We start from the raw sequence: 15,313 nt of genomic DNA, 5'->3' as shown, positions 1-15,313 counted from the left end.
CCCTGTCAGCGGTAAGTACGTCATGTCGAGAGATATCGCTGATCTTCCCTGGCAATCCGTCCTTTTTGCCCGTCCATTGACCGCCGAAAAGGCAGCATGCAAGGGCACGTGAAAAGGGTCAGGGAGCGTCGTCGGGTGAGCCCTCGCGGCTGGACAGGAGGCGACGGAGCGACTCCAGGCGGGCGGGGTCGGCATTGCCGGCGGCCACCCACGCGTCCAGGGCGCAACCGTCGCCCAGGTGTGTGCAGCCCTTCGGGCAGTCGACCGTGCCCTCCACCAGGTCGGGGAACCCGGCCAGCACCGTCTCCACCGACACGTGGGCCAGGCCGAAACTGCGCACTCCTGGGGTGTCGATGATCCAGCCGCCCTCCGGCAGCTCCAGGGCGACGGCCGAGGTGGAGGTGTGGCGGCCGCGGCCCGTGACGGCGTTGACCTGGGAGACCGCGCGGTTGGCGTCGGGGACCAGGGCGTTGACCAGGGTGGACTTGCCGACGCCCGAGTGGCCGACCAGAACGCTGATGCGCCCGGTCAGGTGGTCGCGCAGCTCGTCGAGCGAGCCGCCCTTGCGCACGACGACGTGCGAGACGCCCAGCGGTTCGTACAGGGCGACCAGGGAGTCGGGCGGGGCGAGATCCGACTTGGTGAGGCAGAGCAGAGCCTCGATCTCGGCGTCGAACGCGGCCACCAGCATGCGGTCGATCATGCGAGGGCGGGGCGGCGGATCGGCCAGGGCGGTCACGATGACGAGCTGGTCGGCGTTGGCGACGACCGGGCGTTCGATGCCGTCGGTGTCATCGGTGTCGTCGGCCGAGCGGCGCAACATCGAGCTGCGCGGCTCCACGCGGACGACCCTCGCCAGGGTGTCGGGACGGCCGGAGACGTCGCCGACCAGGGCGACCCGGTCGCCCACGACGATGCCCTTGCGGCCGAGCTCGCGGGCCTTCATGGCGACCACCAGGCGGCGCTGAGGCTGGTGCCTGCGTTTCTGGGCCGACCCCTTCGGGCGTTCCGGCTCGACCAGGACGGTGTAGCGGCCCCGGTCGACGGCCACCACGAACCCTCCGACGGCGTCCTCGTGCGCAGGACGGATCCGGGTGCGCGGCCGTGACCCCTTGCCCGGCCTGACCCGTACGTCGTCCTCGTCGTACTCCCGCTTTCTCAGCGGTCCGCTCCCATACGCTCGCTTCCCCTCTGCGGTCGGTGACAGGGTGCTCGGTGACGCGGGCCGGGTGCGGCGGGTGGGTGCGGGCAGCGCGCGGTCACGTCTCGCCCTTCTCCGACGTGCCCGGGGCTTCCCCCATGAAACCAGCGGCGGGCAGCGGCCGGAAGGCCGTCGTCATCGGGAGTCCAGCATCGCCGCCCACATCTGGACGAACTCCGGCAGGGTCTTGGCGGTCGTCGCGATGTTCTCCACCCGCACTCCCGGGACCGCGAGCCCGATCACCGCTCCAGCGGTGGCCATGCGGTGGTCGTCGTAGCTGTGGAAGGTGCCGCCGCGCAGCGGGCGGGGTCGGATGACCAGGCCGTCGTCCGTCTCCTCGGCGTCGCCGCCGAGGCGGTTGATCTCGGTGGCCAGCGCGGCCAGGCGGTCGGTCTCGTGGCCGCGCAGGTGGCTCACACCCCGGATGCGGCTCGGGGTGCGCGCGAGCGCGGCCAGCGCGGCGATCGTCGGGGTCAGCTCGCCGACCTCGTGCAGGTCCGCGTCGATGCCGGTGATCTCGCCCGTGCCCGTGACGACCAGGTCGGCCGTGCGGGTGACCGTGGCGCCCATGGAGGTGAGCAGACCGCGCAGGGCGTCGCCGGGCTGGGTGGTCTCGGCGGGCCATGCCGGGATGGTGACCGTGCCGCCCGTGACCAGTGCGGCGGCCAGGAACGGGGCCGCGTTGGACAGGTCGGGCTCGACCGTGACGTCTCTCGCCGCGATCGGGCCCGGCTCGACGCGCCACACGTGGCGCTCGCCGTCGTCGACCGTGACGCCGGCCGCCCTGAGCATCTGCACCGTCATCTCGATGTGCGGCTGCGAGGGCACGGGCGGGCCCACGTGGCGAATCGTGACGCCCTTCTCGAAGCGCGCGGCCGCCAGCAGCAACCCCGAGACGAACTGGGAGGAGCCCGACGCGTCCAGCGTCACCTCGCCGCCCGTGACGGGCCCGATGATCGTGAACGGCAGCGCGTCGTTGTCGACCCGCGCGTCCAGCGAGCGCAGCGCGTCGAGGATGGGCCCCATCGGGCGCTTGCGCGCGTGCGGGTCGCCGTCGAAGTGGACCGGGCCGTCGGCCAGCGCGGCCATCGGTGGGACGAACCGCATGACCGTGCCCGCCAGGCCGGCGTCGATGCTCACGCCGCCGCGGACCGGGCCCGGCGTCACGTGCCAGTCGACCCCCGCGGCGCTCTCACCTCCGGCCACCAGCGTGGTGCCGAGCGCCCGCAGCGCGGCCGCCATCAGGTCCGCGTCGCGGCTGCGCAGCGCACCACGCACGACGCCGGGGCCGTCGGCGAGCGCGGCGAGCAGGAGCGCGCGGTTGGTCACCGACTTGGAGCCGGGCAGCGAGACGGTGGCGCTGACGGGGGTCGTCGCCGTCGGTGCGGGCCAGAGCGGAGCGGGCATGGTCAAAGAGTACTGGGAGTGGCGCTACGCGGTCGAAGTCCGCGCGCCGCCGCCGGGCGGACACGCGAGTGGGGGAAGGACATGGCAGTGTGGTGTCATGTGCGGTAGATATGCCTCGGCGCGCAAGAAGCACGAGCTGCTCGAGGAGTTCCAGATCGAGCAGGACGGCGACCCCGACAAGGAGCTCGGCCCCGACTACAACGTGGCGCCGACCAAGAACGTCTACGCCGTCCTGAGCCGCGTGCCCCACGAGGCCGAGCGGGCGGTCCGCCAGCTGAGGATCCTCAAGTGGGGCCTGGTCCCCGCCTGGGCGAAGGACCCGTCGATCGGCTCGCGGCTGATCAACGCCAGGGCCGAGACGCTGGCGGAGAAGCCGTCCTACCGCCGGGCGTTCGCCAAGCGCAGATGCCTGCTCCCGGCCGACGGCTATTTCGAGTGGATGCCGGTCGAGCCGGACCGCACGAGCCCGGACGGAGAGAGCGAGGGCCGAAGCGGGCGCGGCCAAAAGCAGGGGAAGAAGAAACAGCCGTACTTCATCCATCCCGCGGACGGCGGGGTGCTGGCCATGGCCGGCCTGTACGAGTTCTGGAAGGATCCGTCGCGCGCCGACGACGACCCGCTCCAGTGGCTCGTCAGCTGCACCGTCATCACGACCGACGCCGAAGACCACCTCGGCCGCATCCACGACAGGATGCCCATGATGATCGAGCGCGACCGCTGGGCCGAATGGCTCGACCCCGAACTCACCGACACCGGGCGGGCCTCCGAGTTGCTGGTGCCCGCCGAGTCGGGGCGGCTCACGGCGTACGCGGTCGCCACGGACGTGAACAACGTCAGGAACAACGGCCCCCACCTCATCGAACCGCTCCCCGAGGCGGGGGAGTCCGCGCTGTTCTAAAGGTGTAAGAAGCGCGGTAAGTGGGCATTCGGTGAGGAAAGCGATGCAACCGTTCACTCGGTGTCACCGCCACATAGGCCCCCATTGATCGCGCCGGCGGGGACATCCGGGGAGTCCTGGCCGCAGGCTTCCCTCATTCACCCGGAGGTGCGGATTCGTGGACGTCACGACCGCTCGTGAGCGGCTGAAGGACATGCTCGCCGAACTGGACCGCTCGATCGGGGTCCTCAGAGGCGACCCCGTCGCGGTGCGGGAATACTCCGCGGCCGACGCGGGCTCCGACCTGACCGACGCCGACCGCGCGCAGGCCATGCTGACCGTGGCCACCGCGCAGCGCCGCGCGGTGGTGGAGGCGATCGGGCGCATCGACGAAGGCGTCTACGGCAGGTGCGTCGACTGCGGCAAGCCCGTGCCGGAGGGCCGGCTGGAGGCCCGCCCGGAGGCCGCGCGGTGCGTGCAGTGCCAGGGGAAGCGGGAGCGCCGCCGCTGACCGCGCCGGGCCGCCGGCAGGCGCTCAGCGCTTGCGGGCGCTGGCCACCAGGTGGATGCCGACGGTGTCGTCGTCGTCGGGATGGGCCTCGAGCTCCGTACGCACCAGATAGGACAGGGCGCGCGCGTCGGACGAGAGCACGTGGTCGACCGTGGACGGCGACAACACCGTGCGCGGCCGCATCCACTCCACCTCCAGCCCGGTGCCCGCCAGCAACTCGCGCAGCTGCCCGCTGCTGAAGCAGCGCGTGATGCTGCCGTCGGGCCACGGCACGAGCATGACCTCGCCGGTCTGGCGCAGGTGCTGCCACTGGCCCTGCTCGGCCAGGATCGCCATGCCCAGCACGAGCGAGTCGACGCACACCAGCGCCCGGCCGCCGGGGCGCAACACCCTGGCCACGTCGCTCATCGCCGACTCGGCCATCAGCTCGACCGACATCGCGCGCTCTTCTGCGAGGACGGCGTCCACGCTCTCGTCGGGCAGGAACGACAGATCGTCGGCGCGCACGTGGCGGACGCGGTCGGCGTCGCGCAATCGGGACTGCGCGTCGACCGTGCGGCGGAAGTCGAGCACCTCGATCACCCGGTGCCCGGCCCTGGCCGCCTGGCCGGACCACCGGCCGCGGCCGCCGGACAGGTCGAGGATCACGGAGGGCTGGCTGGGAAGCCATCGGTTCAGTTGCTCGGCGGCGACGGCGCGATAGAAGGTCCAGTACGGCCCGAGCGTCCCTGAGCCGTTCAGTTCCTCGGCCGGAATGGGCAGCACACGCGACTCCTGGGTTACGGAAAAAGGGCTACCAGCCGGTACGTTATGACGTTCCCCGCACCGGGTCCTTCGTACCTTCTATCTTGCGGGAACAGACGAGGGCGCGGGTGTGTTGCGACGAGCATGCTCACATTGCTCAGCCCCCAACCCGCTGACCAGGAGGTCACGGGCCAGCGGGTATCCTCCCCTGAGTACGGTGTTCCGCCACGGTCGGCCACCGGTGATCTTAGGGGGGTGGGTCCGGTGCCCGCGACAGGCGCGGAGACGCTGGAGCAGCGGAGCGAGCGATTCGAGCGCGATGTCATGCCGTATCTCGAGCAGCTCTACTCCGCGGCGCTCCGGATGACCCGAAATCCCGCGGACGCGGAGGACCTGCTGCAGGAGACCTTCGCCAAGGCGTTCGCGTCGTTCCACCAGTTCCAGCAGGGCACCAACCTCAAGGCGTGGCTCTACCGGATCCTGACCAACACCTTCATCAACAGTTACCGCAAGAAGCAGCGCGAGCCGAAGCAGTCGGGCGCCGAGGAGATCGAGGACTGGCAGCTCGCGCGGGCCGAGTCGCACACGTCGAGCGGGCTGAAGTCGGCCGAGGTCGAGGCGCTCGAGCACCTGCCCGACGGCGACATCAAGGAGGCGCTGGCGGCCCTGCCCGAGGAGTTCAGGATCGCCGTCTACCTGGCTGATGTCGAGGGCTTCCCCTACAAGGAGATCGCCGACATCATGGGCACTCCGATCGGCACCGTGATGTCGAGGCTGCACAGGGGACGCAGGCAGTTGCGGGGCCTCCTTGAGGACTATGCTCGCGAGCGTGGCCTGGTCCCGGCGGAGGGATCGAAATGAGCTGTGGCAACCCGCATGACACCGACTGTCGCGAGGTGCTCGACAAGGTTTACGCCTATCTCGACGGCGAGCTGACCGAGAGCGACGTCGCCGACATCCGCGTGCATCTCGACGAGTGCAGCCCGTGCCTGCAGGAATATGATCTGGACAAAGCGGTCAAGGCGCTTGTGCACAAACACTGCGGCTGCGATCCGGTCCCGGCAGACCTGCGATCCAAGGTCCTGGCCCGCATCGCGCAAGTGAGGTCGGAGCTGGCCGACTAGGATCGACCGCATGCGCGCGTTGGTCACCGGGGGTGCCGGGTTCATCGGTTCGAATCTCGTCGATCGTCTGCTGGGCGACGGGCACGAGGTCGACGTCGTCGACGACCTGTCCTCAGGGCGCCGGGACAACCTGGCGCAGGCGAGCGGGAGCGACCGCTTCCGGCTGCACCAGATCGACGTGCGCGATCCCGCGCTGATCGCCCTGGTCGCCGACCTGCAACCCGAGGTCATCTGCCACCTCGCCGCGCAGATCAGCGTTCGCAAGAGCGTCGCCGACCCGGTGCACGACGCGGGCGTCAACGTCGCGGGCACGGCGTCCGTGCTGGCCGCGGCCCACGAGGGCCGCACCCGCAAGGTGGTGTTCGCCTCGTCGGTGGCGGTCTACGGCAGGCCGTCGGCGATCCCGGTGCCCGGCGACGCGCCGACCGACCCGCGTTCCCCTTACGCCGCGTCCAAGCTGAGCGGCGAGACCTACCTCGCCACGTTCCGGGCCCTCTACGGTCTCGAATACACCACGCTGGTGCTCTCCAACGTCTACGGTCCGCGCCAGTCGCCCGAGGGCGAGGCCGGCGTGGTCGCCATCTTCACCGACGCCCTGCTGTCGGGCACGCCCACGGTCCTCTACGGCGACGGCACCCAGACCCGCGACTACATCTACGTCGACGACGTGGTCGACGGCTTCGTCAGGGCGTGCGGGGCGGAGGGCAACGGCCGCAGGTTCAACCTCGGCACCGGCATCCAGACCAGCGACCGCCGGCTGCACTCGCTCATCGCCGACGCGGCGGGCGCCCAGGACAAGCCGGGGTTCGCGCAGCCGCGCGTGGGCGACCTGCCGGCGATGGCGGTCGACCCGGTGCCGGCCCACGACGGGCTCGGCTGGCAGCCGCGCACCGACCTGTCGACCGGCGTGAAGAAGACCGTGGAGTGGGCCGCCGCACATCGCGTCTCGTAGTGGCTTGATTACGCTTTGCTTGCTATTTCACACTCGGGCGGTGCGACCACGCCCTCTTCTGTAGCGTGAAACTCCACAAGTCGACCGTGGAGGCATGCGTATGTTGAAGGCTATGGTCGCCCGGCTGTTCATGGCCGCCGTGCTGGCCGCTCCGATGGTCATGGTGTTCGGGGGCGTGTTCGAGGGAGCGATCCCACCCGGGGTTTCCTGGACCTGACCGCCGTGGGGGGCCGCAATGCGTGATCTGCCGTGGCCCGCGAGGGCCTATCTGGTCGCTGTGATCGGGGTGGCGGCCGCTCTCATCGTTCGCGGCGTCGTGGTCTCCGGCGCCCCCGTGGCTCCGGAGGACCTCGACATCCTGCTCGTGCTCGCGCTGCTGTTCCTGGTGTGCGAGTCGATGCCGACGCTGCTCAACGTGGAGCAGTTCGCCGTCTCGGTGAGCTTCTCGGCCTCGCTGGCCGCCGTGGTGCTGCTCGGTCCCGAGGGGGCGGCGCTGGTGGGGCTGACCGCGATCGTGAGCGTGCGGCCGGGGCTGCCGTTGATCAAACGTCTGTTCAACGGTGCCCAGTTCGCCATCTGCGGCTTCGCTGCCGGGTGGCTCTACGTCGCGCTCGACGGGCAGGTCGGCGTGCCTCAGGTCAACGCGTTCGACGACCTGATCGGCCCCTACGTCGCGGCCACGGCGGTCTTCGTGCCGCTCAACATCGTCCTCACCCTCACCGTGATCGCGCTGGCCACGGGGTCGCGCGCCACCGAGGTGCCGATGCGCGGCATGGTCCAGTTCCTGCTGTCCTATCTGGGCTACGGCACGTTCGGGCTGCTGGTGGCGGGGCTGTGGGCCACCGTGGCGTCGATCTCGGCGGTGCTGGTGCTGGTGCCGCTCTTCGTGGCGCGGTGGGCGTTCGGCCAGTATCACGCGCAGCAGCGCTCCTACGACGCCACCATCGCCGCGCTCTGCCAGGCGGTGGAGACGAAGGACTATTACACGCGCGGCCACTGCACGCGGGTCTCGCACGCCTCCTCGATGATCGCCCAGGAGATCGGCATGGGGGTCGAGCGAGTGCGGGCGATCCGCTACGCCGGCATGCTCCACGACGTGGGCAAACTCGGCGTGCCCACCAAGGTGCTGCAGAAGGACGGGCCGCTCACCGAGGAGGAGTTCGCCGCGATCCAGCTGCATCCGATGCGCGGGCTGGAGATCGTGCGCGGCATCGGGTTCCTCGACGAGGCCTACGCCGGCATCATGCACCACCACGAGCGCCACGACGGCACCGGCTACCCGATGGGGCTGGCCGGTGACGAGATCCCCGAGTTCGCGAAGGTCATCGCGGTGGCCGACGCGTTCGACTCGATGACCTCCGACCGTTCCTACCGCGGCGCCAGGCCGGTGCCGGTGGCCGTGGAAGAGCTGCGCAAATGCGCCGGCAGCCATTTCGACCCGGTCATGGTCGCGGCCTTCATCAGAGCGCTCGACCGCGAGCCGTGGCAGCCGCCGCGCCGCGTCGACCCGCCGCCCCCCGAGGCCGCCGAGTCCCCGATCAAGGACCACGACGACCCGACCATGCCCATCGAGGTCGTGACCGGTCAATGATCACCACAGCACGTCCCCGGCGGCGGGCCGAGCGGTCCGTGGGCACGGTGCTGCGCCGGCTCGACTCGGGGCAGCTCCTGCTCATCTGCGTGGCCGGGCTGGTCGCGGTGGCGGGGGTCGGCTACACCGCCGCCGCCGGGCTCGAACGCCCGGAGGTCGCGGTCGGGTTCGGCGCGCTGATCGCGGTCGGCGAGCTGGCCAGGCTCACCATGCCGGGCAACAGGGAGGTCGCGCCCATCGGGGCCGCCGCGGCGCTCGGCTACACGTTGCTGCTCGACCTCAGCCAGAACCCGCTGCGCCATCCCGCGCTGCAGGTGGTCGCCGTGATCGCGGTCGGCATGACGGCGGGAGCGCTGCCGCACCTGGCCGTCGGCCGCCCGCCGCGGCTCGACGCGATGGCCAGGCGGCTGCTCATCGGCGCGTTGCCGGCGTTCGCGTTCCGGCCGCTGGCCGACCCGCTCCACGAGCTCACCAAGCCGCCGACCAGCACGTGGTGGCCGGCGCTTGCGGCGATGGCCACGCTCATCACGATCACCTTGCTGATCGACGTGCTGATCGCGGCCCTGCTCAGGGCGGAGCAGGTGCGCACCGCGTTCCGGGTGGCGGTGCGCGACGAGATCAACATGGCGTTCCCGCTGGGCGCCGCCGTGGGCTCGTCGGGCGTGCTGCTGGCGCTGGCCACACACAGCATGGACCTGGTGGCGCTGCTGGTGTTCGCCGCCCCGCTGCTGGTCACCCAGGTCGCTTTCAGGAAATACGCCGGCATCCGCGCCACCTATCTGCAGACCGTGCGTGCCCTGTCCCGGGTGACGGAGGTCGGCGGCTACGTCGAGCCCGGGCATTCGCGCCGGGTGAGCCGGCTGGCCGTGGCCATCGGCAGAGAGCTGGGCATGGCCGAGCCCGAGCTGCTGGAGCTGGAATACGCGGCGCTGATGCACGACATCGGCCAGCTGTCGCTGAGCGATCCCATCCCCGGCGGCGCCACCGTGCTCACCGAGCCCGAGCAGGCCCGCCGCATCGCCGAGCTGGGCGCCGAGGTGATCCGGCAGACGGGCGTGCTCGACCGCGTGGCGGAGGTGGTCAGACGGCAGTGCGACCCGATCACCGAGGACCCGCCGCTGTCGAGCCGCATCATCAAGGTCGCCAACGCCTACGACGACCTGGTGGGGCCCTCCACCGACCGCGACCGCGCCGGGGCGGCGCTGGAGCGCGTCCGGCAGTCCCCTGGCGCCTCCTACGACCCCCACGCGATCGAGGCGCTAGGGCGTGTGATCGACCGCGGCCGCGTCTAAGCTGTTGTCGCCCGCACGCAGCCACCGGCCCGTGGAGCGCTCCTGATTGTGGGGTTCCTACAGATCGTGCTGGCCGCTTCGGTGGTTTCGGGGGAAAGGGGTCAAGCCTGTGACGGCCATAAGGTGGTCGGCGTGCTTACTGAGACGCTCGGACCCGTTCTGGTCGCCAACCGAGGTGAGATCGCGCGGCGGATCATCCGCACGGTCAGACGGATGGGCCTGCGTGCCGTCGCCGTGCACTCCGAGGCCGACGCCGACCTGCCGTTCGTCCGCGAGGCCGACGAGGCGGTGCTGATCGGCCCGGCCAACCCCGCGCAGAGCTACCTCGACGCCGGCAAGGTGCTGGAGGCGGCGCGGGCGACGGGCGCGCGGTCCGTGCACCCGGGCTACGGGTTCCTCGCCGAGAACGCCGCGTTCGCCAGGGCCGTGATCGAGGCGGGGATGGTGTGGATCGGGCCCGCGCCCGAGGCCATCGACCGGATGGGCGACAAGATCAACGCCAGGAACCTCATGGAGGCCGCGGGCGTTCCCGTCGCCGCGGGCACCCGCGAGCCGGTCACCGACCTGTCGCTGGCGCTGCGGGCCGCGGAGTCCATCGGCTATCCGGTCATGGTCAAGACCGCGGCCGGTGGCGGTGGCATCGGCATGAGCGTGGCCTACGACGACGAGGGCCTGAGCAAGGCGTACGACCAGGCGGCCAGGGCTGCGGCGAGGTTCGCCGGGAGCGCGGGCGACGCGCTCGACGGGCCCGCCGTCCTGCTCGAGCGCTATATCGAGCGGGCCCGCCACGTCGAGGTGCAGATCTTCGGCCTGCCCGACGGCCGGGTCGTGGCGCTGGGCGAGCGCGACTGCTCGGTGCAGCGCCGCCACCAGAAGGTCGTCGAGGAGTCGCCGTCCCCCGGCATCACGCCGGAGTTGCGCGAGCGCATGCTCGCCGCCGCCGTGCGGGCCGGCGAGGCCGTCGGCTATGCCGGTGCGGGCACCGTCGAGTGCCTGGTCGACGCCGACCGGCAGGATTTCGTGTTCCTGGAGATGAACACCAGGCTGCAGGTGGAGCACCCGGTCACCGAGCTGGTCACCGGTGTCGACCTGGTCGAGCTGCAGCTGCGTGTCGCGGCGGGCGAGAGCCCCGAGGTGCCGGCCGAGCCGACCGGGCACGCGATAGAGTTCCGCGTCTACGCGGAGGACCCGAAGCGGTTCTTCCCCGGTCCTGGCACGATCTCGGCGTGGGAGGAGCCGGTCGCCGACGGCGTGCGGGTCGACTCCGGCTATGAGATGGGCAACACGGTCACCCCGTTCTACGACCCGCTGATGGCCAAGCTCTGCGTCCGCGGCGAGAGCCGCGCCGACGCGCTGGAGAAGGGCCGCAAGGCGGTGGCGGCGTTCACCGTAGAGGGACCGAAGAACAATCTGCCATTCTGTGCGGAGCTGCTGGAGAACGCGGAGTTCGTCGCCGGCGACTACGACACCGGTCTGGTCGCGCGCATGCGCGCCTAGGTCGTGAACATTATCGGATCATGGAAAGAGGGGAGTCGCGGTGGCTGAGGTACGCGCCGAGATGGTGGCCAACGTGTGGAAGGTCGTCGTCCGCGAGGGCGACACCGTCTCCGAAGGTGACACGCTCGTCATTCTCGAGTCGATGAAGATGGAGATCCCGGTGCTCGCCGAGGACGACGGCACGGTGGCCCAGCTCAAGGTGGCCGAGGGCGACGTGATCCAGGAAGGCGACCTGATCGCCGTCATCGACGACTAGCGGCCCTCACGTCGTGCGCCGTTCGCTCGCGGCCAGGAATCTGGCGCGGTCGACAAGGACGCGCTCGATCGTGCCCTTGCCCACGACGGAGTGCTCGTCGTGGGCCTCGAAGGCGAAGGTCAGGCGACGGCCGTCGACCCGCGTCAGCTCGACGCCGAGTTGCACGCGCGTGCCGAGCGGGCTGGCGGCCACGTGTTCCAGCTCGACCCGGGTGCCGACGGACGTCTGGCCCGGCGCGAGGTGCCGCTCGACGGCGCGCACGGTCGCCGCCTCGGCCAGCGCGAGCAGCCGGGGCGTGGCCAGCACGGGCACGTCTCCGCTGCCCACGCTCTTGGCGGTGTCGTCCATCTCGACCACGATGAGCGACTGGGCGCGAAGGCCAGGTGCGAGCGTCATGGGATCAGCCTAGCGATCCGGCCGTTGAGTTCCGCGAAACGCGGACAAGGCTCGTCGTGAGGCCGCAGGATAGAGTTTGTACGGCTTGAGGCATTTGAGTGGCATGTGGGACAGGTGAGTCGTACACTCTCTGACTTCCGTGACCACTGTGTTACCTTACCGCGATGAAAGTTCGCTTTGTTGGAGACTCGCGGGGTGGGAGAGGTTACTGAAGTAGGGGGGTAACGGGGGCGTCATGGTGGCACAAGGGACGACGCTCGCGGGGCGGTATCGATTGGATACCCGCATCGGCGCCGGCGGCATGGGCGAGGTGTGGCGGGGCGAGGATATCGTCCTGGCCCGCACCGTCGCCGTCAAAGTGCTGCTGCCAGGCCGTATGGAGGACCCGGGGTTCGTCGCTCGCTTCCAGGGGGAGGCGCGGGCGATGGCCACGATCAACCACAGCGGCGTGGTCGACGTCTACGACTACGGCGTCAGCGGCGACACCGTCTACCTGGTCATGAAGTTCGTCGACGGCGAGCCGCTCGACCGCTTACTGTCCAGGCTGGGCCGGATCGCGCCGCAGCAGGCCATGGACCTGATCGCCCAGGCCGCCTCGGCGTTGCAGGCCGTGCACGACCAGGGCATCGTGCACCGCGACGTCAAGCCGGGCAACCTGCTCGTGCAGCGCGACGGCACGCTCGTGCTGACCGACTTCGGCATCGCCAGGTCCGATCTGGCCAACCGGCTCACCGACGCCGGCATGGTGCTGGGCACGGCCGCCTACTGCGCCCCCGAGCAGGCCGAGGGTGCGCCCGTCACGCCCGCGGTCGACATCTACGCGCTCGGCGTGGTCGCGTACGAGTGCCTGATGGGGCAGCGTCCGTTCGACGGTGACAGCGCGGTCACGATCGCGCTCAAGCACATCCGCGAGGCTCCGCCGCCGCTCCCCGCCGAGATCCCCCAGGCGGTGCGCACGCTGGTCGAGGTCGCGCTGTCGAAGGACCCGGCCAGGCGCTACCCGTCGGCCAAAGCCATGAGCGAGGCGGCCCACGCGGCCGCCAGCGGGCAGCCCTCGCCCGTGCCGGAGCCGGTTCACGCGCCCCCCACCGGGACGGGCACGGCCGCTCCGCCGATGGAGGCGTACCAGACCGGTGCGCACCAGCAGGCATCCCAGGACACGAACGTGTCCGAGCGCCGTGGCGGCAGCCGGCGGGCGGCGAAGGCGCCGCGCAGGACCGGCCTGATCACGGGCATCGCGGTCGCGGTGGTGCTCGGCGCGGGGGCCGGCGCGGTCGCTCTGACGGGCATGACCCCCGGCGAGCCGCAGATCACCGAGACCGCTGTTCCGCGGGGCGACACGTCGTCCATCCAGCCCCCTCGCGAGACGAAGACCACCAGGCCGCCGAGGCCCGACCCGACGACCCCGGAGCCCAAGCCGACCACCAGGCCGCCCAGGCCCGACCCGACGACCCCGGAGCCCAAGCCGACCAGGACCCCCACCCGCACGCCGACGCCCACCACGACGCCCACCACCACGCCGTCGGGCTCTCCCACGCCCACCGCCGGCAAGAAGCGCGTGCCCAAAGTGGTCGGGATGAGGTTCCTCGAGGCGCAGGACATCCTCCTGGCGATGGGCTTCGAGGTGGACCTCGACGACCAGACCACCACCACCGCCGGCCTGCGCTGCGGCACCGTCAAGGCCATGAACCCCAAGGGCGGCACCCAGGCGGACGAAGGGGCGAAGATCACGCTGGTCGTCGTCGACAGCCCCTGCACGACCGGCAGCCCGAACCCCACCCCGTCGGCCAGCCCGAAGCAGTAGCGTCACACCCCCGTCGTGTTGCGCGGGTAGGCGATCTGCGGGTCGGTGGCGATGTTCACCATGTAGGGGATGCCCGAGTCGAACGCCCTGCGCAGCGCGGGGCCGATCTCGGACGGCTTGGTGACGAGCTCGCCGCCGCCGCCGAGTGCGGTCACGACCTGGTCGTAGCGGCACTGGGGTTGCAGCTCGGCCGCCACGTCGTAGCCGTACAACATCTGCATGGGGTGCTTCTCCAGCCCCCAGATGCCGTTGTTGCCGCAGACCATGACGACCGGCAGCCGGTGGCGTACGAGGGTGTCGACGTCCATCAGGGAGAACCCGGCGGCGCCGTCGCCGAGCAGCAGCACCACCTGTGAGGACGGCCTGGCCAGGCGGGCGGCGATGGAGTAGCCGAGGCCGGTGCCGAGACAGCCGTACGGGCCCGGGTCGAGCCAGTTGCCCGGCTGCCGGGGCTCGACGTATTTGCCCGCGTAGGAGACGAAGTCGCCGCCGTCGCCGATGACCACGGCGTCGTCGGCGAGGATCTTGCCCAGCTCGCCGTAGATGCGCATGGGGTGGATCGGGTCGGAGTCGGAGGCCAGCAACTCGGCGTCGCCGGCGATGGCCGCGGCGGCCGTGTCGGACAACCTCGTCACCCAGGGGGCGTAGGCGTCGGGTTTGACGCCCGCGTCGCCACAGGCGGCGCCGAGGCCCCAGAACACCACCGACAGGTCGCCCGCGGCGGACGCGGCCGGCTGCATGTGCGTGGCCAGTTGCGACGGCGCGTCGGCGATGTGGACCACGCGGGCCAGCGGCGCGCCGTCCTTGCCGCCGAACCACCCGTAGCCGAGGCGGAAGTCGAGCGGGGTGCCGACCACGATCACCAGGTCGGCCTGGGAGAAGGCGAGCCCGCGCGCCCGGGTGACGAGCAGCTCGTGCCCGGACGGCAGGATGCCGCGGCCCTGGCCGTTGGGGATGACCGGCAGCCGCCACGTCTCGGCGAAGTCGCGGGCGGCCTCCTCGGCGCGCTCCATCCACACGTCGGACCCGTACACCAGCACGGGCCGCTCGGCCTCGGCCAGCAGCCGTGCGATGCCGGCCAGGTCGCCGGGGTCGGGCTCCAGCGGCGACGGCGTCTGCGTCTGCACGTCGTGCACCGGCGACGGAGAGAACAGGTGGTCCATGTAGAAGTCGAGGAACACCGGGCCGCGATGGGAGGCGACCGCCGTGCGGAAGGCCATCTCGACCTCGTGGCCGACCGACTCGGCGCCGCTCGCCGTGAACGACAGCTTGGTGATCGGGTCGAGCAGCGGCGGGTGGTCCATCTCCTGCAGCGCGCCGCTGCCCCAGCGCGACTGGGGCGCCCGGCCGCCCATGACGACCACGGGGGAGCCGTTGAAGTGGGCGGTCGCGACGCCGCTGACGCCGTTGGTGATGCCGGGGCCGGCGGTCAGCACGGCCAGCCCGGGCTTCCTGGTCAGCCGGGCCGTCGCTTCCGCGGCGAAGACCGCGCTCTGCTCGTGGCGTACGTCGAGGATGCGCATCTCCTCGTGCACGGCGCCGTCGTAGAGCGGAAAGACGTGCCCTCCCGACAGGGTGAACATGGTCTCGACGCCATAGGCCTTGGACACGGCGACGGCGGCGTCACCGGCGTGCTTCGCAGACTCCATGCCGGGAACTTA

The 15,313-nt window shown here is 71.0% G+C and carries 16 protein-coding genes; 11 read left to right on the top strand and 5 right to left on the bottom strand.

Translation table 11 applies throughout. The features are described from left to right. Nucleotides 1–118: 118 nt before the first annotated feature. Together rsgA and aroA are read right to left on the bottom strand one after the other, a co-directional pair. On the bottom strand, nucleotides 119–1,162 hold the full coding sequence (gene rsgA / locus ACZ6SA_RS18180) for a ribosome small subunit-dependent GTPase A (RefSeq protein WP_347650500.1): 1,044 nt from the start codon (nucleotides 1,160–1,162) through the stop codon (nucleotides 119–121). Between the two features lie 174 nt (nucleotides 1,163–1,336). Beyond that, nucleotides 1,337–2,608 (bottom strand): 3-phosphoshikimate 1-carboxyvinyltransferase, encoded by a 1,272-nt coding sequence (gene aroA, locus ACZ6SA_RS18175; RefSeq protein WP_347650473.1) that lies wholly within the window; start codon nucleotides 2,606–2,608, stop codon nucleotides 1,337–1,339. 97 nt (nucleotides 2,609–2,705) lie between these two features. Between aroA and ACZ6SA_RS18170 the strand changes: the two genes are divergently transcribed. Together ACZ6SA_RS18170 and ACZ6SA_RS18165 are read left to right on the top strand one after the other, a co-directional pair. Continuing rightward, complete coding sequence (locus ACZ6SA_RS18170; protein ID WP_347650474.1) at nucleotides 2,706–3,506, top strand: SOS response-associated peptidase; 801 nt, start codon at nucleotides 2,706–2,708, stop codon at nucleotides 3,504–3,506. A 157-nt stretch (nucleotides 3,507–3,663) separates the two neighbouring features. Further along, nucleotides 3,664–3,996: a TraR/DksA family transcriptional regulator gene (locus tag ACZ6SA_RS18165; RefSeq protein WP_347650475.1), complete on the top strand. Its 333-nt coding sequence runs from the start codon at nucleotides 3,664–3,666 to the stop codon at nucleotides 3,994–3,996. A gap of 24 nt (nucleotides 3,997–4,020) precedes the next feature. Here ACZ6SA_RS18165 and ACZ6SA_RS18160 read toward each other — a convergent pair whose 3' ends face one another. After that, a complete protein-coding gene (locus ACZ6SA_RS18160; protein ID WP_132336385.1) occupies nucleotides 4,021–4,761 on the bottom strand; it encodes a class I SAM-dependent methyltransferase in 741 nt (246 codons plus the stop codon). A 234-nt stretch (nucleotides 4,762–4,995) separates the two neighbouring features. On the opposite strand from ACZ6SA_RS18160, the gene ACZ6SA_RS18155 reads away from it, so the two are divergent. From ACZ6SA_RS18155 to ACZ6SA_RS18120, 8 genes are all read left to right on the top strand, one after another. Beyond that, the gene (locus ACZ6SA_RS18155; RefSeq protein WP_132630305.1) at nucleotides 4,996–5,601 is read left to right on the top strand and encodes a sigma-70 family RNA polymerase sigma factor; all 606 of its coding nucleotides are present in this window, start codon (nucleotides 4,996–4,998) and stop codon (nucleotides 5,599–5,601) included. A 35-nt stretch (nucleotides 5,602–5,636) separates the two neighbouring features. Next, on the top strand, nucleotides 5,637–5,864 hold the full coding sequence (rsrA, locus tag ACZ6SA_RS18150; RefSeq protein ID WP_443156313.1) for a mycothiol system anti-sigma-R factor: 228 nt from the start codon (nucleotides 5,637–5,639) through the stop codon (nucleotides 5,862–5,864). A 10-nt stretch (nucleotides 5,865–5,874) separates the two neighbouring features. Continuing rightward, nucleotides 5,875–6,816: an NAD-dependent epimerase/dehydratase family protein gene (locus ACZ6SA_RS18145; protein WP_347650476.1), complete on the top strand. Its 942-nt coding sequence runs from the start codon at nucleotides 5,875–5,877 to the stop codon at nucleotides 6,814–6,816. 94 nt (nucleotides 6,817–6,910) lie between these two features. Beyond that, nucleotides 6,911–7,033, top strand: a complete 123-nt coding sequence (locus tag ACZ6SA_RS18140; RefSeq protein ID WP_347650477.1) for a hypothetical protein — start codon at nucleotides 6,911–6,913, stop codon at nucleotides 7,031–7,033. 18 nt (nucleotides 7,034–7,051) lie between these two features. Continuing rightward, nucleotides 7,052–8,407: an HD-GYP domain-containing protein gene (locus ACZ6SA_RS18135; RefSeq protein WP_465829064.1), complete on the top strand. Its 1,356-nt coding sequence runs from the start codon at nucleotides 7,052–7,054 to the stop codon at nucleotides 8,405–8,407. Then, nucleotides 8,404–9,699 (top strand): HD-GYP domain-containing protein, encoded by a 1,296-nt coding sequence (locus ACZ6SA_RS18130; protein WP_465829062.1) that lies wholly within the window; start codon nucleotides 8,404–8,406, stop codon nucleotides 9,697–9,699. The genes ACZ6SA_RS18135 and ACZ6SA_RS18130 overlap by 4 nt, the downstream gene beginning before the upstream one ends. Nucleotides 9,700–9,831: 132 nt before the next feature. After that, entirely contained in the window at nucleotides 9,832–11,196 is a 1,365-nt protein-coding gene (locus tag ACZ6SA_RS18125) for an acetyl-CoA carboxylase biotin carboxylase subunit (protein ID WP_347650480.1), read from the top strand. Nucleotides 11,197–11,236: 40 nt separating this feature from the next. Next, nucleotides 11,237–11,452 carry a biotin/lipoyl-binding carrier protein gene (locus ACZ6SA_RS18120; RefSeq protein WP_132336371.1) on the top strand — a complete coding sequence of 72 codons (216 nt, stop codon included), beginning with the start codon at nucleotides 11,237–11,239 and terminating at the stop codon, nucleotides 11,450–11,452. A gap of 6 nt (nucleotides 11,453–11,458) precedes the next feature. Here ACZ6SA_RS18120 and ACZ6SA_RS18115 read toward each other — a convergent pair whose 3' ends face one another. Beyond that, entirely contained in the window at nucleotides 11,459–11,848 is a 390-nt protein-coding gene (locus tag ACZ6SA_RS18115; protein WP_347624508.1) for a thioesterase family protein, read from the bottom strand. A gap of 274 nt (nucleotides 11,849–12,122) precedes the next feature. Here ACZ6SA_RS18115 and ACZ6SA_RS18110 point away from each other — a divergent pair, with 274 nt between their 5' ends. Continuing rightward, the gene (locus ACZ6SA_RS18110) at nucleotides 12,123–13,652 is read left to right on the top strand and encodes a serine/threonine protein kinase (RefSeq protein ID WP_465829059.1); all 1,530 of its coding nucleotides are present in this window, start codon (nucleotides 12,123–12,125) and stop codon (nucleotides 13,650–13,652) included. Between the two features lie 2 nt (nucleotides 13,653–13,654). Here the strand turns inward: ACZ6SA_RS18110 and ACZ6SA_RS18105 are convergent, their stop codons facing one another. Next, on the bottom strand, nucleotides 13,655–15,301 hold the full coding sequence (locus ACZ6SA_RS18105) for an acetolactate synthase (protein ID WP_465829057.1): 1,647 nt from the start codon (nucleotides 15,299–15,301) through the stop codon (nucleotides 13,655–13,657). Nucleotides 15,302–15,313: the final 12 nt, after the last annotated feature.

It is taken from the genome of Nonomuraea sp. NPDC049378, assembly GCF_055586745.1.
The sequence above is the reverse complement of the archived record's forward strand: the minus strand, read 5'-3'. Positions and strand labels throughout refer to the sequence as shown.

Excerpts from the sequence above, each read along its gene's own strand:
- ACZ6SA_RS18145 (WP_347650476.1), top strand. The coding sequence starts at position 5,875 with ATGCGCGCGTTGGTCACCGGGGGTGCCGGGTTCATCGGTTCGAATCTC.
- ACZ6SA_RS18115 (WP_347624508.1), bottom strand. The coding sequence starts at position 11,848 with ATGACGCTCGCACCTGGCCTTCGCGCCCAGTCGCTCATCGTGGTCGAG.
- ACZ6SA_RS18105 (WP_465829057.1), bottom strand. The coding sequence starts at position 15,301 with ATGGAGTCTGCGAAGCACGCCGGTGACGCCGCCGTCGCCGTGTCCAAG.
- ACZ6SA_RS18135 (WP_465829064.1), top strand. The coding sequence starts at position 7,052 with ATGCGTGATCTGCCGTGGCCCGCGAGGGCCTATCTGGTCGCTGTGATC.
- ACZ6SA_RS18140 (WP_347650477.1), top strand. The coding sequence starts at position 6,911 with ATGCGTATGTTGAAGGCTATGGTCGCCCGGCTGTTCATGGCCGCCGTG.
- ACZ6SA_RS18130 (WP_465829062.1), top strand. The coding sequence starts at position 8,404 with ATGATCACCACAGCACGTCCCCGGCGGCGGGCCGAGCGGTCCGTGGGC.
- aroA (WP_347650473.1), bottom strand. The coding sequence starts at position 2,608 with ATGCCCGCTCCGCTCTGGCCCGCACCGACGGCGACGACCCCCGTCAGC.
- ACZ6SA_RS18170 (WP_347650474.1), top strand. The coding sequence starts at position 2,706 with ATGTGCGGTAGATATGCCTCGGCGCGCAAGAAGCACGAGCTGCTCGAG.